General features: G+C 69.6%; 18 protein-coding genes and 1 tRNA gene. 11 read left to right on the top strand and 8 right to left on the bottom strand.

The window, feature by feature from the left end; genetic code table 11:
• The first annotated feature begins 92 nt into the window (after positions 1-92).
• Positions 93-404, top strand: a complete 312-nt coding sequence (locus ACFVKT_RS22015) for a winged helix-turn-helix transcriptional regulator (protein ID WP_385734231.1) — start codon at positions 93-95, stop codon at positions 402-404.
• Positions 405-616: 212 nt separating this feature from the next.
• Here ACFVKT_RS22015 and ACFVKT_RS22020 read toward each other — a convergent pair whose 3' ends face one another.
• Positions 617-1537: an NADP-dependent oxidoreductase gene (locus ACFVKT_RS22020; RefSeq protein WP_385733943.1), complete on the bottom strand. Its 921-nt coding sequence runs from the start codon at positions 1535-1537 to the stop codon at positions 617-619.
• A 672-nt stretch (positions 1538-2209) separates the two neighbouring features.
• Here ACFVKT_RS22020 and ACFVKT_RS22025 point away from each other — a divergent pair.
• A complete protein-coding gene (locus ACFVKT_RS22025) occupies positions 2210-5275 on the top strand; it encodes an FG-GAP-like repeat-containing protein (protein WP_385733945.1) in 3066 nt (1021 codons plus the stop codon).
• 131 nt (positions 5276-5406) lie between these two features.
• Here ACFVKT_RS22025 and ACFVKT_RS22030 read toward each other — a convergent pair whose 3' ends face one another.
• Positions 5407-5694, bottom strand: coding sequence for a hypothetical protein (locus ACFVKT_RS22030; protein WP_385733947.1), 288 nt, complete (start codon positions 5692-5694; stop codon positions 5407-5409).
• 479 nt (positions 5695-6173) lie between these two features.
• Between ACFVKT_RS22030 and ACFVKT_RS22035 the strand changes: the two genes are divergently transcribed.
• Entirely contained in the window at positions 6174-6482 is a 309-nt protein-coding gene (locus tag ACFVKT_RS22035; protein ID WP_385733949.1) for a hypothetical protein, read from the top strand.
• A 169-nt stretch (positions 6483-6651) separates the two neighbouring features.
• Positions 6652-6726 (top strand) — tRNA-Trp (locus tag ACFVKT_RS22040).
• A 232-nt stretch (positions 6727-6958) separates the two neighbouring features.
• Here the strand turns inward: ACFVKT_RS22040 and ACFVKT_RS22045 are convergent.
• Positions 6959-7090 (bottom strand): hypothetical protein, encoded by a 132-nt coding sequence (locus ACFVKT_RS22045; protein WP_385733951.1) that lies wholly within the window; start codon positions 7088-7090, stop codon positions 6959-6961.
• Positions 7091-7227: 137 nt separating this feature from the next.
• On the opposite strand from ACFVKT_RS22045, the gene ACFVKT_RS22050 reads away from it, so the two are divergent.
• Complete coding sequence (locus tag ACFVKT_RS22050; RefSeq protein ID WP_385733953.1) at positions 7228-7917, top strand: HAD family hydrolase; 690 nt, start codon at positions 7228-7230, stop codon at positions 7915-7917.
• Between the two features lie 216 nt (positions 7918-8133).
• A complete protein-coding gene (locus tag ACFVKT_RS22055; RefSeq protein ID WP_385733955.1) occupies positions 8134-8628 on the top strand; it encodes a DUF5959 family protein in 495 nt (164 codons plus the stop codon).
• A gap of 100 nt (positions 8629-8728) precedes the next feature.
• On the opposite strand, the gene ACFVKT_RS22060 is transcribed toward ACFVKT_RS22055, so the two are convergent.
• Positions 8729-9490, bottom strand: coding sequence for a phosphoglyceromutase (locus ACFVKT_RS22060; protein ID WP_385733957.1), 762 nt, complete (start codon positions 9488-9490; stop codon positions 8729-8731).
• A 148-nt stretch (positions 9491-9638) separates the two neighbouring features.
• Between ACFVKT_RS22060 and ACFVKT_RS22065 the strand changes: the two genes are divergently transcribed.
• The 3 genes from ACFVKT_RS22065 (at position 9639) to ACFVKT_RS22075 (ending at position 12681) form a co-directional block, all read left to right on the top strand.
• A complete protein-coding gene (locus ACFVKT_RS22065) occupies positions 9639-10898 on the top strand; it encodes an MDR family MFS transporter (RefSeq protein WP_385733959.1) in 1260 nt (419 codons plus the stop codon).
• 138 nt (positions 10899-11036) lie between these two features.
• Positions 11037-11519: a hypothetical protein gene (locus ACFVKT_RS22070; RefSeq protein WP_385733961.1), complete on the top strand. Its 483-nt coding sequence runs from the start codon at positions 11037-11039 to the stop codon at positions 11517-11519.
• Between the two features lie 205 nt (positions 11520-11724).
• Complete coding sequence (locus ACFVKT_RS22075) at positions 11725-12681, top strand: N-acetylmuramoyl-L-alanine amidase (protein ID WP_385733963.1); 957 nt, start codon at positions 11725-11727, stop codon at positions 12679-12681.
• 135 nt (positions 12682-12816) lie between these two features.
• Here the strand turns inward: ACFVKT_RS22075 and ACFVKT_RS22080 are convergent, their stop codons facing one another.
• The gene (locus ACFVKT_RS22080; RefSeq protein WP_385733965.1) at positions 12817-13242 is read right to left on the bottom strand and encodes a DUF2000 family protein; all 426 of its coding nucleotides are present in this window, start codon (positions 13240-13242) and stop codon (positions 12817-12819) included.
• A gap of 118 nt (positions 13243-13360) precedes the next feature.
• Between ACFVKT_RS22080 and ACFVKT_RS22085 the strand changes: the two genes are divergently transcribed.
• A complete protein-coding gene (locus ACFVKT_RS22085) occupies positions 13361-14188 on the top strand; it encodes an AraC family transcriptional regulator (RefSeq protein WP_385733967.1) in 828 nt (275 codons plus the stop codon).
• 3 nt (positions 14189-14191) lie between these two features.
• On the opposite strand, the gene ACFVKT_RS22090 is transcribed toward ACFVKT_RS22085, so the two are convergent.
• The 3 genes from ACFVKT_RS22090 to mshA all read right to left on the bottom strand — a co-directional run bounded on the left by ACFVKT_RS22090 (position 14192) and on the right by mshA (position 17913).
• Positions 14192-15877: a glycosyl hydrolase family 28-related protein gene (locus tag ACFVKT_RS22090; protein WP_385733969.1), complete on the bottom strand. Its 1686-nt coding sequence runs from the start codon at positions 15875-15877 to the stop codon at positions 14192-14194.
• A gap of 183 nt (positions 15878-16060) precedes the next feature.
• Positions 16061-16561: a YbjN domain-containing protein gene (locus ACFVKT_RS22095; RefSeq protein ID WP_385733970.1), complete on the bottom strand. Its 501-nt coding sequence runs from the start codon at positions 16559-16561 to the stop codon at positions 16061-16063.
• Positions 16562-16575: 14 nt separating this feature from the next.
• Positions 16576-17913: a D-inositol-3-phosphate glycosyltransferase gene (gene mshA, locus ACFVKT_RS22100; protein ID WP_385733972.1), complete on the bottom strand. Its 1338-nt coding sequence runs from the start codon at positions 17911-17913 to the stop codon at positions 16576-16578.
• Between the two features lie 214 nt (positions 17914-18127).
• Between mshA and ACFVKT_RS22105 the strand changes: the two genes are divergently transcribed.
• The gene (locus tag ACFVKT_RS22105; protein WP_385733974.1) at positions 18128-18985 is read left to right on the top strand and encodes a class I SAM-dependent methyltransferase; all 858 of its coding nucleotides are present in this window, start codon (positions 18128-18130) and stop codon (positions 18983-18985) included.
• Positions 18986-19037: the final 52 nt, after the last annotated feature.

Genomic DNA, 19037 nt, shown 5'->3' on the forward strand with positions numbered 1-19037 from the left:
CACTTATTCGTTACCTGGTACCTCGGAAGGAACCGACGATGACGAATGTGGGCGCGCCTGAAAGGCCGGAGCGGTGTGACCTGATCCGGTCGATGCTGACGTTGGTGGGTCAGAGGTGGCCGGTGATGGTGCTGCAGGTGCTCGCCAATGGTCCGCTCCGGTTCAACGAGCTGCGCCGGGCGACCGCGCCGGTCACGCAGCGAATGCTGAGCGCGAGCCTGCGCGGTCTGGAACGCGACGGGCTGATCACCCGGACGGTGTATCCGTCCGTCCCGCCGAAGGTCGAGTACGAGCTGACCGAGGCCGGGCGGACCCTGAACGTCGCCCTTTACAACATCGCGGACTGGGCGGACGCGAACCTTGAGACGGTGACCGCGGCCCGCGCCGCCTACCAGGCGGGTTAGAGCCGGCCGACCCAATGATGACGAGCAGAATTACCTGTCGGAAGCTTGCGGTGCCTCCGGCCTGTTGCGAAGTGCCTGCTGCGAAGCGCCTGCTGCGAAGTGCCTGCTGCGTGACTGTATGCCGTCGCCGATCGTCCACCGCTGCTGATGTCCGCGGTCCGAGCTGCCCCGGGCAGCGGCGGATCCACCGGTCGTGGGAGGCGTACGTGTCGTCAGGCGGGCAGCAGCACGCTCTTGCCGCTCACGTGCCCATCGTGGCTCGCGTCAAGTGCTGCCGCTGCCTCCTGAAGGGGGTATGTGCGTGAGATGGGGACCCGCAGCCGTCCGTCGTCGATGAGGGCGAGGATGTCCTGGAGGGGCCGGGTGCCGCTGTCTCCCGCCCCGCCCCCGTGGATCTGGATGCCGGTGGCCGCGGCGTCGAAGGCCACGAGGGTGAGGACGCGTTCCGGGCCGCCCGCGAGTTCGATCGAGGCGGGGATCTCGCCGCGGCCGGAGGCGTCGAGGACCGCATCGACTCCCCGCGGAGCAATGGCCCGAACACGGTCGGCCAGCCCTTCGCCGTAGGTGACCGGTTCCGCCCCGAGTGAGCGAAGCAGTTCGTGGTTGCGCTCACTCGCGGTGCCGATCACACGGGCGCCGCGGGCCACGGCCAGCTGCACGGCGAACGTGCCCACGCCACCGGAGGCGGCATGGATCAGCAGGGTCTCCCCGTCGGCGACCTTGAGCCGGTTGATCACCGCCCAGGCAGTCCCGCCCGCGCCGGCGAGGCTCCCTGCCACCTCCCAGGGGACAGCGGTCGGTCTGGCGACAAGCGCGCCGGGGTCGGCGAGCGCGGACTGCGCGTAGGCCGGGGTGAGCGCGGTGCCCAGTACCTCGTCACCGATACTGAAGGCGGTCACCCCCTCTCCGACCTGGTCGACCACGCCGGCCACGTCGGACCCGAGACCGGCAGGGAACTCCAGCGGAATCTGCTCGCGCAGGTATCCCAGCAGGATCTTCCAGTCGACCGGATTGATGCCTGCCGCCCGCACCGCGAGCCGCACCTGACCGGGGCCCGCGGAGGGCAGCGGGACATCCACGACACTCAGCAAGTCGGTGCTGCCGTACTCGGAGAACTGCACTGCAAGGGACATCTGCTCGGCTCCAAGCTCTTGAGGGGGCAATTGGCCGGTTGAGCTCCGTGTGATCCGCGTGGTGCGGGCCGGACCCACGGGCGCTCGGCCGTGTGATCCGCGTGGTGCGGGCCAGACCCCCGGGCGCTCGGCCGTGTGATCCGCGTGGTGCGGGCCAGACCCACGGGCGCTCGGCCGTGTCGAGGACCTCGGGCGGACCACGGACGCGTTCAGCGGCGTGCAGGCAGCGCCAGGTCTCGAAGTGATGCCGTCGAAGCAGGTCGCTCACGTCAGCATCCGACACATCCGAAGCAGCCGCGACTGCTCAAGCCTGTCCGGAGAGGAGCCGCTGTCCGGTCCGTGGAGGTACGCGCCTCGCCGAGCGGTTCAGCCTGTCCTCACCGCCGGTGCGGCGCCGGGTGGGTCCCAGTGGCACGAGATCGTTCAGCCCGGACGTCGAGCATCCACCACGTGGTCGCGTACGGCGCGTCCGGGCGGCCCCTGCAGGTCACGGGTGTGCTACTGCCCGCTGATCGGCCGTAGTTGGACCTGAGCCTGCTGTTACTCTCGTGCCGCTGTGCATGGGGGCAGCTGGGGGGCTGGACATTTTTCGCAGCGCTGTCGACGCGCGCCTGATCGGCCACCGCCATCCCATCACGCCTTTCCTGTTCAGCAGCATCCCAGGAGGCGACGATGACCCGTCGTACCACCGCCCGTGGCGTCGTCGCCGCCTTGGCAGCTCTCGCCGTGACCGCCGGTCCCGGCCCGCTCGGCGTCGCGGCCGACGCTGACAACGGTGTCGGGGGCACCTCTTTCGCCGCGGAAAAGGTCTTCCAGGCGGACCGCTACATACCGCGGAAGGACCGGATCTACACCGCAGGACCCAGCGGCTATCTGCATGCCCAGGAGGGGCGTTCCGGCTACCTGTGGACGTCGTACGACACCGGCACGACGACCGAGCTGGGCGATCTGGCCCGACTCGAACTCCCCGCATACCTGGGATCGTCGTCCGACGTCGTGGCCGATGTCGTCTCGCCCACCCAGAAGGTCGTCCTCAGGGACCTCTCCGCCGGTACCGCCACGGACGTGGCCATTACCCACGGCACGTACTGGGCCACCTTCGGCAGTCACGTGCTGACCCAGGCCCGGGATGCCGCCGGCAACCGCGTGCTGTGGCTCTACGGCGACGGCGCCCCCGCCGAAGGCACCCTCGTCGACGGTTGGCCGACCGGAATCACGGCCAACTTCACCGTCCTGGGCGGCGACAGCGGCACCGCCGTCATCGGCTACGCGTCGGCGAGCGGCGAGCGGCACCTGGCGCTGGTGGACCTGACCACGGCGAAAGTCACCGGCGACGTGGCCGTGTCCGCCGCTCCGACGGCCGTCGCACTGAGCGCGGACCGGCTGGTCTGGTACCGGTCCGACAACCCGGTGGCACACGTCCTGGACCGCGCCGACCTCTCCGCCGCCGAGACGCAGTTGCCGGTGCTCGGCACGCAGGGCGACCCGTACGTCGGCATCGCCGGACGCTGGCTGGTGGTGGCCCGCACCGTGCCGTCGAACCCGAGCGACGCGGCCGACAGGGCCGGCGTGCCCCTGATCTCCGTCCCCCTCACGGGCGGGGACCCGATCACCCTGCTCCCGCACGCGAACAGCTCCCTCGCCACGGCACCGGACGGCAGTCTGCTGGCCGTCGGCGGCTCCGACTCCGGGCACTGGGCGGTACGCCGGGTCACCGACACGGGGGCGGACACCCCGACGCTGACGGAACTGGCCGCCGTACCACCGGCGGCCGCGACGATCAGCCAACTGTCGCTGCAGAACGGCACCCTGGCCACCGACGAGACCGACAGCAGCTTCCTGGGCGCCTACTACACCCGGCAGATCGCCGCCGACGGAACGCCGGGCGCGCCGGCCTGGCAGGCCTGGGACGGCCGCGGGGCGGGTCCCTATGCCACCGGCGACGGACGGGCGGTGACGTTCACCGCCGAGCCCGACCCCACCGTCGACTCGTACCTCCAGTCCCTCGACAACGGAGCGGGTTTCTCAGTGCCCTCGGCCGCCGGAACCGTCCTCGACGTCACCGGCCACTACGCGATCGTCAACGGCACATCCCCCACCAAGCAGTACGTCGGTGACTTCGGCCGCGACTACACCTCGCCGATCGTCACCCGTTCCGTCACGGCCGCCTCCGTCTGGGGGACCGGCCTGTGGACGCCGGGTTCCGGCACCGGTGTCGTCACCGCCAAGGACCTGAAGACCGGCAAGACCACCGACACCGTCGCCACCGGCGCTCCCTGCGTCCCCAAGGAGCTCCAGGTGGTGGGCCGTTGGATCTACTGGTCCTGCGGCACGGCCGCGACGGCGGGTGTCTGGGACCGTACGGCGAAGAAGAACATCCCCGTCCCGTCCGGCGAGGCGCTGCTCGGTGACGGCTACCTCGTCCGGCACGACACCACGGCCGGAGCGCTCCTGCTCACCGACTTCGCCGGCGGCACCGCGGCCACCCGCAAGATCGGCGACCTGGCGGCGGGTACTTCCAGCTTGCGCGGGGTGACCTGGACCGTGGACAAGTTCGGCGGTCCCGCGGCCTACGTCGACGCGGACAAGCAGATCCACCTGGTGCCCAGCGAGGTGGCCACCCAACGGCTCGCGGTCATCGAGTCGGAGGTGCGGGACAACGCGTGGGGAAGCGACTCGGCCGGCAGCCCGTGGTGGCAGTGGCGCGGACAGCTCTCCAAGCCCGCCGCCTCCTGGACGGCCACGCTGACCAGCAAGGTCACCGGCGCGGTGGTCCGTACGCTCTCCGGCGAAGAGGCGAGCGGCAGCCCGGCCGCGAACTGGGACATGCGCGACGCCAAGGGCGCGCTCGTCCCCAACGGCACGTACACCTTCAGGCTGACGGCCCCGCCCGCCGACGGTTCAGGACCGTCGCTGACGGTGACGCAGACGGTGAAGGTGTCCAACGGGGCCGCCGTACGCCATGACTTCACCAACGGCGGCAGCTGGGCACCGGACGGGACCGGCGACGCCCTGACCCTCAGCTCATCCGGTGTCATCAACTACCGGCCGGGCAACGGGACGGGCGCCTTCGGCGCCGGCATGTCGGCCTCGGGCTGGCCCTCCTCCGTGACGCTGGTCCCGTTCGGCGACCTCAACGGCGACCGCCGCAACGACATCCTCGTCAGGTTCAGCAGCGGCGAACTGAGGGTGTACCGGACCATGCGCGGGCAGGCCTTCCTCACGAACACCCCGCACACCTCGCTCGGCAAGGGCTGGAACCAGTACGACGTGCTGACCTCGCCCGGTGACGTCAGCGGCGACGGCCGCCCCGACCTCATCGCACGCAACTCCTCCACAGGGGCCGTCTACCTCTACAAGGGGACGAGTTCCGGGAAGCTCTCGGCGCGCGTGAAGCTCTACGACAACTGGAAGACGTACAAGAAGATCGTGGGCGTCGGCGACCTCAACGGCGACGGCATCGGCGACCTTCTCGCCCAGGACAAGTCCAACAACCTCTACCGGTACTTCGGCACGGGCAAGGGCACCTTCAAGACGCGCGTCAAGCTGTTCTCGGCCTGGGGCGGCTCCTACAACACCATCGTCGGCGTCGGCGACCTCACCGGCGACGGCAAGGCGGACATCATCTCCCGCGACACCTCCGGCAACGTGTGGCGCAACAGCGGCGACGGAAAGGGGTCGTTCGGCGGCCGCACGAAGATCGCGAGCGGCTGGCAGGGGTACAAGGGTGTGTTCTGACGCCTGCGGGGGCCGTGCCGTTCGCGAGGAGCTCGCGGGGGATGCGGCAGACAACAACTGATCATCAAAGACAGCGAGAAGGCCCGGGTCGATGACCTGGGCCTTCCGTCATGGAGCGGATGCCTTCGGCGCTAGAGCCCACGAAGCGCCTCGTGGAGATCGTCGTAGGCGCACCAGCAGTCGATACTTCCGTCGTCGTTCAGACTGCCCATGTACCAGGCGTCGTCCTCGACCGGCTTCACCAGGGACAGTCCGTGGAACCCCAGGACGATGTCAGGGCAGAGCCGTTCGTCCTGTGCCGTCGGCCCACCCAGCCACGTCACGACACGATCGGTGCCGAGAACCGTGGCCTCCCGATCGCCGGAGACCTTGCGGATCTCCTCCAGAGTCCACCCCTCCGGTAGCTGCCTGTCTGCCATCCGACCCATGATGACAGCAAACGCGGTAGCGAACCGCTGCCCTGGCGCCCTCGTTCTCAGAGCGCCTCAGGCGTCTGTGGGGGGACAGAACACGCGCGTGAACAAGAAGATGGCTGCCGCGGCCTCTGCGGTGGCGATGATGTCCGGTCTGCCACCTGCACCGGCTGGTAATGGGCCGCGCCCGCACCCCGCAGGAGAGCCTCCGGCAGGGCGCTGTCAGGCTCCTCGACCGCCCTGAGATACCGAACACCCAGCACGTCTGGCGAGTGTGGCCTTCCGACACCGCCACGTGATGGCTCGCTCACCGCTCACGCTTTCCAACTCGTAGGCGTACATGGGCGCCGGACTGGGCGAGCGCGTCCCGCGGTCGTCGTTGGAGCCACTTGAGTAGGCGTACTCATGCGTGATGCGGACTGAGGCCGCATGCTGCGTTCCATGCGGATGGCAGAGAATTGGCGACAGCCGGGACGGTGGTGGAAATGAGACGTCCGAGCAAACCGTCGACCGGTCAGCAGGTGGGAGTCAGTCTGGCGCTGCTCCTGATCGACCTGATGGTGATCGCCTGGTTGATGTACGGCTACGGGATCACAGGGTGGGCCGACAGCTACGACGATTCCAACCCACCGGACGCGCCTCGGGTTGCTCGGCAGGCGATGTGGTTCCTGGCCGGGGGCGCGGTGCTCACCGGTGGTGGTCTGCTTGCTCTGGGATGGCGCATCTCCGGCACCGTGCAGCTACTGCTTCTCGGCGGCGGAGCGGCATTGTTCGCCCCCGGCGCTGCCCAGTGACATGGCGGCCGCAGTACACGCGGTCGCCATGGCTCGGCGAAGTCTCATTGGAGGCAGGCCAACTGTCCGTCAGCTACCGCGGTTCCGGTCAGTTCCCGGCCGAGCGGCACAGGAAGCCCACGGGTGCCACCTCGGCAGCAGCGGGAGTCCTTAGGATGGCCGAGGGGGCGGAGCTGTAGCGCAGAGGTCGTCGCGCGCGGTCTCCAAAATCGCGAGGACGCCGGTTCGAATCCGGCCGGTTCCGCCTTCTCGCCGTAGCCGAGGATCTCGCCGCGCTGCTGACCTCGGCGGGGGAACGCTGATGTCGAGACAGTCACCGCTCCCGGACTGCGTAGGTCAGGTGGGTCACCCGCCGTGTCACCCCCGCGCAAACCGGCTCCAGGGCCACGCGGGCGGTGATCCTCGAGATCCCCAGCTTCCTCGCGATCGCCCGCACCGGCACCGGCACCTGTTCGGCCCGGTGACGCCGACGGATCTCACTGCTGTACGACGACACCTCCGGAGTCGGTGGCCACTGCCCGCTGCCCACTGCCCACTGCCCACTGCCCACCGAGCATCCGGTCTATGGACCAGAAGGTGCGCTTGAACTTGTCTTGTGGGGCTGGCACGGTCCGGAGTCCAGGTCTACTGAACTTGAGATCGTGATGTCGGGCCGGCGAAGTGCGCGGCGTCTGGGCGCTGTTTGGGCAGACCGGCCGGATAATGCGGATCGACAGAACGATCCAGTGACCGTGAGACTGGACAGATGACCAGACGATCTCCCGCTTCCGGGGATGTTCAAGCCGTTCTGTTCGACTCCGGTGGTGTGCTGATGCGTCCGATCGGAGGCCGGTGGAACCCGCGTGCGGACTTCGAGGGGACCGTCCTCGCTCACGATCCGTCGGTCACGGATGACCGCTTCGCCGCGGCGATCGCCGCCGGGGACCGGTTCTTCGCCGCCTTGTCCTCGACCCCCGACTACGACGACTACCACCGTGTGGTGCTACGCAACCTCGGGATAGAGGCCACCTCACAGCTCCTGGCCGATCTCCGTCGTGAAGTCCCCGTGGACCAAGTGCTGGAGCTGTACCCGGACGTGAGGAAGACCCTGGAGGAGCTGAGCCGGCGCCAGGTGCGGATGGCCGTGGTCTCCGATGCCTGGCCCGACCTGCCCGGCCTGCACACGGCACTGGGCATCCACCACTTCTTCGAGGCGTACGCAATCTCCGCCGAGCTGGGCTGCAACAAGCCGGATCCGCGCATGTACCACCACGCCAGCACGGCACTTGGCCTGCCCCCCAAGCAATGCCTGTTCATCGACGACGATCCCGACCTGGTTCAAGCGGCCATCGAGCTCGGTTATGCGGGGCGCGCGATCCTCCGGGACCGTCCGCTCCCGGACGTTGCCCCCGTCCCGTCCGTCACAACTTTGACGGAACTGCTGGAGCTTTTCTGACCAGGCTTTCACTCAAAGGTCCAGAGTGAGCCCGGCACTGAACTGGATCGGGTGATGACGGGGCCGTTCACCTGCCGTCGGCTGCTCGGGTTCGGTGCGCGCTCCGGTCCTGCGGTCCTGCGGTCCTGCGGTCCTGCGGATGAGCGTCGGGTCGGTGGAGCGGCGACGGGCCGAATGCGGTCGACGCAAGATGCTCGGGCATTGGGGAGGTAATCGATGGACTCGGCGGACGACGTCGTCAACTTGATCTGCCTGGCCGACCGGCCGGGAACCAGCGGGCACAGCGTCGCCGTGCGAGTGCTGGGGCGCTCGCAGCCCGGCATCCTGTTCGGCCATGACTTCCTCGATTGCGAGATCGTCTTCGTGGCGGAGTCCCTCAGCGCCACCTTCTCAGTAACCCTCCTCCCTGAGGACCTGGAGGACTCGGAGGACGCCTTGGCGACCTTGGAGTCGCAGCGATTCGCCACATGGCTCACCTCCGGGCGGACTCCGTCCTTGGAGTTCAAGCCCGACGGCCACAGGCGAATGTCGGTTTCCGTGCACGACGGACCTGCCACAGGGGTCACCGTCACCATCCCGTTGCACGTGCTGCCGACGGGGTGGGCCGGCGAGCAATGGGCCCTACTCACACGCGTACGTGACGTCTATCCCCGCGAGGTCGTCGAGACGTCACCCGGCGCCTACGTATGGCGGCGCACCAGAAACAGCTGACGGCCCGGTCGAACGGCTCAGGTCCCTGAGAGGTCCCCAGCACAGCAACAAGCCCCCTACCAGCGGACAACCCGCAGGTAGGGGGCTCACTCGTTCCGGCTTACTTCTTCTTGCCCTGGTTCTTGACCGCCTCGATCGCTGCCGCCGCGGCGTCCGGGTCGAGATAGGTGCCGCCCGGGTTGAGGGGCTTGAAGGCGGCGTCCAGTTCGTAGGAGAGGGGGATGCCCGTCGGGATGTTCAGGCCCGCGATGTCGGCGTCGGAGATGCCGTCGAGGTGCTTCACCAGGGCGCGGAGGCTGTTGCCATGGGCCGCGACCAGGACCGTACGGCCGGTGAGGAGGTCGGGGACGATTCCGTCGTACCAGTACGGAAGCATGCGGAGGACGACGTCCTTCAGGCATTCCGTGCGGGGGCGGAGCTCCGGCGGGATCGACGCGTAGCGCGGGTCGCCCGACTGGGAGAACTCCGTGCCGTCCTCGAGGGCCGGCGGCGGCGTGTCGTACGAGCGGCGCCAGAGCATGAACTGCTCCTCGCCGAACTCGGCCAGGGTCTGGGCTTTGTCCTTGCCCTGGAGGGCGCCGTAGTGGCGCTCGTTCAGGCGCCAGGAGCGGTGGACCGGGATCCAGTGGCGGTCCGCGGACTCCAGCGCGAGCTGGGCGGTGCGGATCGCGCGCTTCTGGAGCGAGGTGTGGACCACGTCGGGCAGCAGGCCGGCGTCCTTGAGCAGCTCACCACCGCGTACTGCCTCCTTCTCGCCCTTCTCGTTGAGGTTGACGTCCACCCAGCCGGTGAACAGGTTCTTCGCGTTCCATTCGCTCTCGCCGTGGCGGAGGAGGATCAGCTTGTACGGTGCGTCGGCCATGCGTACGAGCGTAATGGAAGCCTTCGTCACCTCGCGCGCCTGCCCAGAAGCCGGACGGTTGACGGCATCTGTTAATTGAGTGGCCAGGAGGGGACGGCCATTTGTAAGTTGCGATCAACACCCGAGCCGCTTACTCCGTGGGGTCCCGATGCCAATCGCCGTCATGAGGCGCGCCGTCCGCGAGAGCGTCTCCGGGCTCCCCCGCGAGTTCTGGTGGCTCTGGACCAGCACCCTCGTCAACCGGCTCGGCGCTTTCGTCGCCACCTTCATGGCCCTGTACCTGACCATCGACCGCGGCTACTCCGCCTCGTACGCCGGTCTCGTCGCCTCCCTGCACGGCCTCGGCAGTGTCGTCTCCTCGCTCGGCGCGGGCGTGATGACGGACCGGCTCGGGCGACGGCCCACCCTGCTGATCGCCCAGGTTTCCACGGCGGGCTCCGTCGCGCTGCTCGGGTTCATGCACGACCCGGTCGCCATCGCGGCCGTCGCCTTCCTGGTGGGCGCCACATCGAACGCCTCGCGGCCCGCCGTGCAGGCGATGATCGCCGATATCGTGCGGCCCGAGGACCGCGTACGGGCCTTCTCGATCAACTACTGGGCCATCAACCTCGGCTTCGCCGTCTCCTCCGTGGCCGCCGGTTTCATCGCCGAGTTCAGCTACCTCGCGGGCTTCCTCCTCGAGGCCGGCATGACCCTCGTCTGCGCACTCGTCGTCTTCGCGAAGATCCCGGAGTCCCGGCCCGTCCAGGTCGCCAAGGAGACCAGGAACGGGGACGGTGTCGGGCTCGGGGCCGTGCTGCGCGACCGGCGTTTCATGAGCGTCGTCGGTCTGTCCTTCCTCATCGCCGTCGTCTTCCAGCAGGGGTTCGTCGGCCTCCCCGTCGCGATGGGCGAGGCCGGCTTCACCCCGGCCGACTACGGCATGGCGATCGCCGTGAACGGCGTACTCATCGTCGTTCTGCAGATCCCGGTCACCCGTTTCATCGAGCACCGGGATCCCATGCGGCTGCTCGTCATCTCCTCGCTCCTCGCGGGATACGGCTTCGGGCTCACCGCCTTCGCCGGGTCGGTCGGCGTCTTCGCACTCACCGTGTGCGTGTGGACCCTGGCGGAGATCGTCAACGCGCCCACCCAGACGGGGCTCGTCGTCCGGCTCTCCCCCGTACAGGGCCGCGGCCGTTATCAGGGCATGTACACCCTGTCCTGGGCTCTCGCCTCGCTCGTCGCACCGCTGATGTCCGGCCTCGTCATCGACCGGTTCGGCGCGGAGTGGCTGTGGGGGCTGTGCGCGGTGGTCGGGACGGTGGCGGGGGTGGGGTACGGGGTGCTGATGCGGGGGCTTCCGGCGCAGGACGCGTGGGCAACTCCGGCGCCCGGCACCGCGAAGACCGAACTCAGCAAGGCATAAGGGGAACAAGGGGCAGCGCGGCGCCCATGGGAGAGCCGTCCCCAGGTCCGCATCCGCAGCGCAACTCAGTCCCCCACCCATAGCCGCATGAGTACGCGTGCTCATGTCCCCGCGACCCCCCGGCGCCACGCTGAACGCATGATGAATCGGGGAACGCTTCTGACCGCCTCCACCGTCCTGGTCGCGGCCGTACCGGTCGCCGCGTGGGGACTGATGGGCCAGCAGAACTCCACGGAGCTGCCGGCGTCGCAACTCGACTACGCCTTCGAGCCGTTGGGGATCCCGGACGGGACGGCCACCGTGCTCGGCGCAACGGCCTTGGTGCTGGCTGGAGTTGCCGCCGCGCTGCTCGTACGTGCCTCGCGCAGCGGCGGCGGTCTGGACAGGCGCTGGTGGGGGGTGCTGGCGCCGCTGGTAATGGCCGGGCTGCTGGTCGGGACCGGCTGGCGCATCCTGACGGCGGGGGTGATCGGCGCCAATATCGGTGCCGGCCTGGTCATCTTCTTCATGGTCCCGGCTGTGGCCGGGTTGGCGTTGTGGGCACTGGGCCGCGGTGTGTGGCTGGCGACCCGGCGCCCCACAGGAGGCCAGTGGTCGGGTTTCGCCCCGCGCGGCGCATAGATTCCGCGATGCTGAACCAGCCGCGACACCACCCGCGTCCCAGGTGTACGCGCCTCAACTCCCTTCCCGAAGTGACTACTTGCCGGCCCGGGACACGCCCGCGGCACAGCAGAAGCACAACCGGGGAACAGCTCGAACCCGTACGACCGCACCGCCTGGTGACCGCACCACCCGCCGACCACGCACACCCGAAAGGAACACAGCCATGGCCACACCTCTGACCGCCGCCGAAACCCTCTCCGCGTTAAAGGCCGAAGGCCTCGCCTTCCACGAGCACACCGGCTGGAAGACCCACGGCCGCGACTCGGCGACGGGCAAGAAGTTCGGGCCCGTGATCGGCGTGCTCATCCATCACACCGCGGGGCACAACGACAAGGAACTCTGCTCCAAGGGCAGGTCCGACCTCCCCGGCCCGCTCTGCCACGCCTGGCTGGGCAAGACCGACGGCCTGTGGCTGATCGGCAACGGCCGCACCAACCACGCCGGGTCCGTCGACCTGGACGTCCTCAGCGCCCTGCGCGCCGAGAAGTCCCCGCTCCCGAAGGACAACCAGGCCAACGCCGACGGCAACGATGTCCTGTACGGGCTGGAGATCGAGAACCTCGGCAACGGCAAGGACCCCTACCCGGACGCGCAGTATCGCAAGGCGGTGCTGTGGGCCGCTGCCCTGTGCCGGGCCCACGGCTGGAGCGAGAAGTCGATCGCCGGTCACAAGGAGGTCCAGCCCGGCAAGATCGACCCCAGCTTCGACATGGACGACTTCCGGGCCGACGTGAAGAAGCAGCTCGCGGAGACGCCCGTCAAGAACACCCCGGCCAAGCCGGGCACCCCCAAACCCACCAAGCCCAGCACCGGTAGCGCGTCCAAGCCCCGTGTCGATCTGTCCCGTCTCATCGACGCCTCGAAGAAGGACCCCGCCGCCAAGCAGGGCCACGTCAGCTACATGGCGGGCACGAACCTCACCGAGGCCGCCCTGGTCAAGCTCGGCTACCTCGCCAAGTCCTACGCAGGCGACGGCTCCTTCGGCTCGAAGACCGTCGCCGCGTACGCCAAGTGGCAGCGCCACCTCGGTTACACCGGCGACGACGCCAACGGCATCCCCGGCAAGATCTCCCTCAGCAAACTCGGCTCCCAGACCGGGCTGTTCACCGTCGTCGCGTGAGGCGGTACGACGACTCCCCCGGTGCGTGGTGACTTCGCCACGCACCGGGGTTCGTTGCGTCCGACCCGGATCCCGCCCGCCTCACGGATGCATCCGCTCCCGCCCGCCTCACGGATGCATCCGCTCCCGCCCGCCTCACGGATGCATCCGCGCCCCCTTCAGCACCTTGTCCACCGCGTTCCGCGGCCCGTACACCGCCAGCCCCACAAGATCCAGTTCCCCGGTCGGCACGGCCCGGACCGCCGCCCGGTTGTCCCGGTCGTTGCCGGTGGCGAACAGGTCCGAGGTGAAGACGGCTCGCGGCAGCACCCGCGCGAGGGCCCGGCCGTGCGCGGCGGTCAAGGTCTCCTTCGAGCCCTCGAAGATCAGTACGGGCTGGCGGAACATCGGCAGATACGGGACGTCGTCCGCATCGGCGTACGGCTCCCCGATCACCTCCGGAACCGCCGTCCCCAGGCCGCTGACCAGGAAAGCGGTCACATTGAGTCGTTGCCAGGGCTCCAGATCGTCCCGCAGCAGGACGGCGATCTTAGTGTCGAACCGGACGGGTGCAAGGGCCATAGGTTCAAGGGGCCTGGGTTCAAGGGGCCTGGGTTCAAGGGGCCTGGGTTCAAGGGTGGAGGCGCTCATGCTTCGAGACTGCCGACCGCCGTACGACATCGTCTTGTACGTTCTTTGCATGGCCCCGCAGCGCCCCGCCAGGCAACCTCAGCGGGAGATCTCCGCGTGGCGCCCGCGCGTGCCGGGCGTCCTGGAGGTGTTCCACGCCCACTACACGGAGTACGCGTACCCGATGCACGTACACGAGGCGTGGACGCTGCTGATCGTCGACGACGGGGCCGTACGGTACGACCTCGCCCGGCACGAGCACGGCACCCCGCACGACACGGTGTCGCTGCTCCCGCCGTACGTCCCGCACAACGGTTCCCCGGTCACCGAGCACGGCTTCCGCAAGCGCGTCCTGTATCTGGACCTGAGCCGGCTCGACGAGAGCTTCATCGGGCCCGCGGTGGACGCGCCGGACCTGGTGGATCCCGTACTGCGGCGGCGGGTCGGGCAGTTGCACAGCGCGCTCGCGCATCCCGGGGACGAACTGGAGGCCGAGAGCAGGCTGACGCTGGTCGGGGAACGGCTGCGCGGGCATCTGCGGCCCCGGCTGCCCGGGGAACCCGCGCGCCCCGACCCCACCCTCGCCCGCCGCCTGCGTGAGCTTCTCGACGCACGGGTCGTCGAAGGCGTCGCCCTGGAGGAGGCCGCCCGGCTCCTCCAGGCCCATCCCGCCCATCTGGTACGGGCGTTCAGCGCGGCCTTCGGGATCGCCCCGCACCAGTACCTGATGTCCCGCCGCGTCGAACGCGCCCGCCGCCTGCTCCTCGACGGACGGCCGCCGGGCGAGGTGGCACCGGCGACCGGCTTCTTCGACCAGTCCCATCTCACCCGCCACTTCAGGAAGCTGGTGGGGGTGCCTCCGGGACGCTACGCACGGGCGGGGCTCGGGGCGGCCTGAGGCCTAGAGGTCCCGCTGAGCCTCGTACAGGTTCCTCGGGCGTACGACGTCCGTCGTGCCGTACAGCTCCACGCGCGCGTGGAGGTCGCCGGTGAAGTCGGGTACGTCGATCTGGCCGAACTCCGTCACTTCGTTGATGCCGACGGTGGCGCTATAGGGGGCGAGGCCGTCGATCTTCATCAGGCCGGCGCGGGAGTTGGTGACGCGGATGTTCCAGTGGGTGAAGCGGGCGCCGAAGAGGGGGCCGGCCGAGTAGTCGCCGCCGTGCTGGCCGACGTTGTCGACCGTGATGTCGGTGCGGACGTTGGCGAAGGGCAGGCCGCGGTGGGAGTCGAAGGTGCCCATCTTCATGTCGCCGCGCGACCAGACGTTGTACGAGGAGAGGCCCTCCACATTGATGCCGTGGAGCTGGGTTCCGGCGGGCGCCGGGACCGTGCGCTGCTCGACCGTGAAGTCCTCGATGAGGTTGTCGTGCGAGCCCTCGCGGCAGAAGTAGGGGTGGTGCGAGCCGCGGCCCGCCACGCGGGTGCGGCGCAGGGTGCAGGCGGAGGCGGCGACCAGGCCGAAGCCGTTGTCCACGTGGCGTACGACCACGTCGTCGGCCCAGCAGTCGTACGCGCACTGGAAGGTGACGCCGTTGTAGCCCTTGTCGAGGAGGTGGAGGCTCTGCGGGGTTTCCACCGCCTCCAGGGTGAGTCCCTCGACGCCGGAGCCGGTCAGCGGCTCCACCAGTGTGGTCAGTCGCGGGTCCCATTCGGGACGTACGTCCAGCGGAAGCGGCCTCTCCAGGGTGACCTTTTCGCCCTGCACGCGCGCGATGCGCACGGGCCACTCGTAGGGGACGTAACTCGTCAGCTTCGTCTTGTCGTCCCAGAGGTACGCCTCGGTGCCCGGGCCGCCGCCCGACATGTGCTCCAGGAGGGTGTGGTCGGCGTCGTCGGCGAGACGGAGGAGGACGAGCTGGCCGGCCTTCAGCTTCCCGGCGTCCGCGACGCGTACCGACCGGGAGCCCTGGCGCGCAGGTTCGAGCGTCGTCAACGTCTGCCACTCGTCGCGCTTGTTGCCGGTCCAGCCCTCGAAGGGCCACGCCTTCGCCTTGATGGCGGTCGTCAGTGTCGTGAAGCGGTCGGTGGGGCAGAGCCAGACCAGGCCGCCCGCCCAGGACCAGGACGACTTGTCGCCGCCGTAACGGGAGCCGTAGACGCCGATCAGCTCGGTGAGGTTCTTGGTCGCGTACAGCTTCGTACGTCCGCTGCCGGCGCCGCGCAGGACGACGTTCGAGTAGCCGATACGGATCAGGTCGTCGATGCGGAAGGTGCCCGGCGGGATGAGAACCGTGCCACCGCCGGCCCTGCCGGCAGCAGCGATGGCACGGTTGATCGCGGGGGCGGAGTCGGTGACACCGTCGTCCGCGACGGCTCCGTAGTCGCGTACGTCGGCCACCACGCGGCGGCGGGGGAAACGTTCCGTCCCGGCGCGGTAGCCGGCCCTGCCGATGTAGGGGATCTGCGGGTGGGTGAAGGGGGTGCGGGTGAACTCGCGCCAGAGGGCGGGGGTTTCGCCCCGCTGGGTGGCGGACGTTGCGGACGTGGCGGCTGTCGCCGTTCCGCCGGTCGCGGCTGCGGCCGCCACCGCTATGGCGCTGCCGAGCAGGCCGCGTCTGCTGATGCCCACGTATCCGTTGCTCATGCCCTGACCGCCTTCCACCGACACTCATCGACTTTTACGTATGTGAACTGAGTTCATATGTGCGTCGGCGGTGAGCATGCCATGGCGATCGCAGGCACGGAAGGGGTCGCGCAACGGCTAGTTGAAGGGGTCGTGCAACGGCTAGCTGGCGAGCGAGGGCGGCCGATTGATGAGCGTTGGAGGTCAGCTGGTGGGGCGCTGGGTCAGGTGGCTGAACGCGTCCAGGTTGCGGGTCGATTCACCGCGGGACACCCGCCAGGCGTACTCCTTGCGGATCGCGGAGGCGAAACCGAGCTCCAGGAGGGTGTTGAACGAGCCGTCGGCGGCCTCCAGGACCGAGCCGAGCAGACGGTCGATCTCGTCCGGCGTGACCGCGGCCAGCGGCAGTTTCCCGGCCACGTAGATGTCGCCGAGGGAGTCGACGGCGTAACTCACCCCGTACAGCTTGAGATTGCGCTCCAGGAGCCAGCGATGCACACCGGGTTCGTTCTCGTCGGGGTGGCGGATCACGAAGGCGTTGAGGGACAGCGAGTGCCTGCCGGCGATCAGCGAGACGGTCGTCGACAGCTTCCGGGTGCCGGGGAGCTTCACCACGTAGTTGCCGGGCTCAGGGCTTTCCCAGTCGAGTTCGGCGTCCTTGAGGACTCCCTCGATGACCTGTGCCGCCTGCCGTACGTCAGCCATGATGGGAGCGTACGTCAGCCATGGTGGGAGCGTACGCGACGCCTGTGTTCCTGCACCGCGGCCGTGTACACGTCCGCCGTGGCCGCGGCCGAGGCGTCCCAGCCGAAGCCCCGCGCATGCCGGGCGGCGGCCGCGCCCAGCCGGGCGGACAGCTCCTGGTTGTCCGCGAAATCGCGCAGCACGCGCGCGTAGGCGGCGGGATCGTGGCCCTCCACCAGGAAGCCGGTCTCCTGGTCGCGCACGGCGACGGGCAGCCCGCCGACCGCGGCCGCGAGCACCGGCGTACCGGCCGCCTGCGCCTCTATGGCCACCAGTCCGAACGACTCGCTGTATGAGGGCATGACCAGCACCGACGCGGCCCGGAACCAGTCCGCGAGCTGCTCCTGGCCGACGGGCGGCCGGAAACGGACGACGTCGGCGATGCCGAGCCGGGCGGCGAGCTTCTGCAGCCCCTCGGGCTTGGCGAGGCCGCTGCCGCTGGGGCCGCCCACCACGGGGACGACGATGTTCGAGCGCAGGTCGGGGCGCTCGTCCAGCAGCACGGCGACCGCACGCAGCAGCACGTCGGGGGCCTTCAGGGGCTGTATGCGGCCCGCGAAGAGGGGGATCAGGGCGTCCTGCGGGAGTCCGAGACGGGCGCGGGCGGCGGCGCGGCCGTCTGCGGGGCGGAAGCGGTCGAGGTTGACGCCCGGGTGGACGACGGCGACCTTGCCGCGCTCGGCCTCGTAGTGACGTACGAGCTCGTCGGCCTCTTCGGCGGTGTTGGCGATGAGCCGGTCGGCGGCGCGCACGATCTGGGTCTCGCCGATGACGCGGGCGGCGGGCTCGGGGGTGTCGTCCTCGGCGAGCGCCGCGTTCTTGACCTTGGCCATGGTGTGCATCGCGTGCACCAGGGGGACGCCCCAGCGTTCGGCGGCGAGCCAGCCGACCTGGCCGGAGAGCCAGTAGTGGGAGTGCACGAGGTCGTAGTAGCCGGGCCGGTGGCCCGCCCAGGCCTGCATGACGCCGTGCGTGAAGGCGCAGAGCTGGGCCGGGAGGTCTTCCTTGGCGAGGCCTTCGTAGGGGCCCGCGTCGACATGGCGTACGAGGACGCCGGGGGCGAGCTCGACGGTCGGCGGGAGGGCGCCCGTGGTCGCGCGCGTGAAGATCTCGACCTCTATGTTGATCGCGGCGAGCCGCTGGGCGAGCTCCACGATGTATACGTTCATGCCGCCCGCGTCGCCCGTGCCGGGCTGGTGCAGGGGCGAGGTGTGCACGGAGAGCATCGCGACGCGGCGGGGCTTGCGGTGCAGCCTGAGCCGTCCTGAAGCCGCCGGGGAGCGGAGCCCGAGCCTGGTGATGTACTGGCTCACGGGGCGTTCCTCCTTGCTGCGGGCATGCCTGTCGGAGGATGTGCGGCACCCTCCAGAGAGCGAGAACACCGGAGCAGTCCGCTCCATTTCCGCTTTGCCGAATCATTACCGCTGGTCGCTCAACCGTTCGAGGGGCGGATGCGTACCTGAGGCGCGGCGGGAGGTTATCCACAGGCTCGCACCGGGTCCGCCGCGCCCGCATACTCTCGTACGCATGACAGCCCGCGCAGCGTCCCGCCCCGTGGGAACGGTGACGCGCGGGACCACGAACCCCAACCGCCTGCGCCGCATGGACCGCTGGATCGCGGCGACGCACGGAGCCGAACTGCGCCGCGCCACCGACCCGGTCGCGGTCGACCTCGGCTACGGCGCCGCGCCCTGGACCGCGGTCGAACTGCTCCAGCGTCTGCGCACCGTCGCTCCCCGCACGCGCGTGGTGGGCGTCGAGATCGAGCCGGCCAGGGTCGAGGCCGCGCGCCCTTACGAGCGCGAGGGTCTCGTCTTCCGGCACGGCGGCTTCGAGGTCCCGGTGCAGGGCCGCCCCTGGCTCATCCGCGCGGCGAACGTACTGCGCCAGTACGACGAGGAGCAGGTCGCCGGGGTCTGGGAGCGCCTGTGTGCCCGCCTCGCACCGGCGGATCCGCCGGCCGGGCCTGCCGGGTCCGCCGGGTCCGCCGGGTCGGCCAGGTCGCGGGGAGGCCTGCTGATTGAGGGGACCTGCGACGAGATCGGCCGCCGGCATGTGTGGGTCGCCCTCGGCCCGGAGGGGCCGCGCACGGTCACCTTCGCGACCCGCCTGGGCTCCCTGGACCGCCCGTCCGACCTCGCCGAGCGCCTCCCGAAGGCCCTCATCCACCGGAACGTCCCGGGTGAGCCCGTGCACTCCTTCCTGCGCGACTTCGACCGAGCCTGGGCCGCCGCCGCGCCCTACGCCTCGTACGGCGCCCGGCAGCGCTGGATACGGACGGTCCGAGATCTGACGACCGACTGGCCGGTGACGGACGACATATCCCGCTGGCGGCAGGGCGAAGTGACGCTGCGGTGGGAGGCGTTGGCGCCGGGGGTGCGGTGAGGTCGGATCGGGAGGCGTTGGCTCCGCTCCGCGGGTGTTGGCTGCGCGGGTG

The sequence above is a fragment of the Streptomyces sp. NPDC127595 genome (assembly GCF_042671685.1).
GTDB lineage: Bacteria > Actinomycetota > Actinomycetes > Streptomycetales > Streptomycetaceae > Streptomyces.

What these genes read in the sequence shown, in the direction of transcription:
- ACFVKT_RS22065 (WP_385733959.1), top strand. Translation starts at nt 9,639, where the DNA reads ATGCCAATCGCCGTCATGAGGCGCGCCGTCCGCGAGAGCGTCTCCGGG.
- ACFVKT_RS22075 (WP_385733963.1), top strand. Translation starts at nt 11,725, where the DNA reads ATGGCCACACCTCTGACCGCCGCCGAAACCCTCTCCGCGTTAAAGGCC.
- ACFVKT_RS22090 (WP_385733969.1), bottom strand. Translation starts at nt 15,877, where the DNA reads ATGAGCAACGGATACGTGGGCATCAGCAGACGCGGCCTGCTCGGCAGC.
- ACFVKT_RS22020 (WP_385733943.1), bottom strand. Translation starts at nt 1,537, where the DNA reads ATGTCCCTTGCAGTGCAGTTCTCCGAGTACGGCAGCACCGACTTGCTG.
- ACFVKT_RS22050 (WP_385733953.1), top strand. Translation starts at nt 7,228, where the DNA reads ATGACCAGACGATCTCCCGCTTCCGGGGATGTTCAAGCCGTTCTGTTC.
- ACFVKT_RS22055 (WP_385733955.1), top strand. Translation starts at nt 8,134, where the DNA reads ATGGACTCGGCGGACGACGTCGTCAACTTGATCTGCCTGGCCGACCGG.
- ACFVKT_RS22085 (WP_385733967.1), top strand. Translation starts at nt 13,361, where the DNA reads ATGGCCCCGCAGCGCCCCGCCAGGCAACCTCAGCGGGAGATCTCCGCG.
- ACFVKT_RS22035 (WP_385733949.1), top strand. Translation starts at nt 6,174, where the DNA reads ATGAGACGTCCGAGCAAACCGTCGACCGGTCAGCAGGTGGGAGTCAGT.
- ACFVKT_RS22105 (WP_385733974.1), top strand. Translation starts at nt 18,128, where the DNA reads ATGACAGCCCGCGCAGCGTCCCGCCCCGTGGGAACGGTGACGCGCGGG.
- ACFVKT_RS22025 (WP_385733945.1), top strand. Translation starts at nt 2,210, where the DNA reads ATGACCCGTCGTACCACCGCCCGTGGCGTCGTCGCCGCCTTGGCAGCT.
- ACFVKT_RS22070 (WP_385733961.1), top strand. Translation starts at nt 11,037, where the DNA reads ATGATGAATCGGGGAACGCTTCTGACCGCCTCCACCGTCCTGGTCGCG.
- ACFVKT_RS22080 (WP_385733965.1), bottom strand. Translation starts at nt 13,242, where the DNA reads ATGGCCCTTGCACCCGTCCGGTTCGACACTAAGATCGCCGTCCTGCTG.
- ACFVKT_RS22030 (WP_385733947.1), bottom strand. Translation starts at nt 5,694, where the DNA reads ATGGCAGACAGGCAGCTACCGGAGGGGTGGACTCTGGAGGAGATCCGC.
- ACFVKT_RS22060 (WP_385733957.1), bottom strand. Translation starts at nt 9,490, where the DNA reads ATGGCCGACGCACCGTACAAGCTGATCCTCCTCCGCCACGGCGAGAGC.
- ACFVKT_RS22015 (WP_385734231.1), top strand. Translation starts at nt 93, where the DNA reads ATGCTGACGTTGGTGGGTCAGAGGTGGCCGGTGATGGTGCTGCAGGTG.
- ACFVKT_RS22095 (WP_385733970.1), bottom strand. Translation starts at nt 16,561, where the DNA reads ATGGCTGACGTACGGCAGGCGGCACAGGTCATCGAGGGAGTCCTCAAG.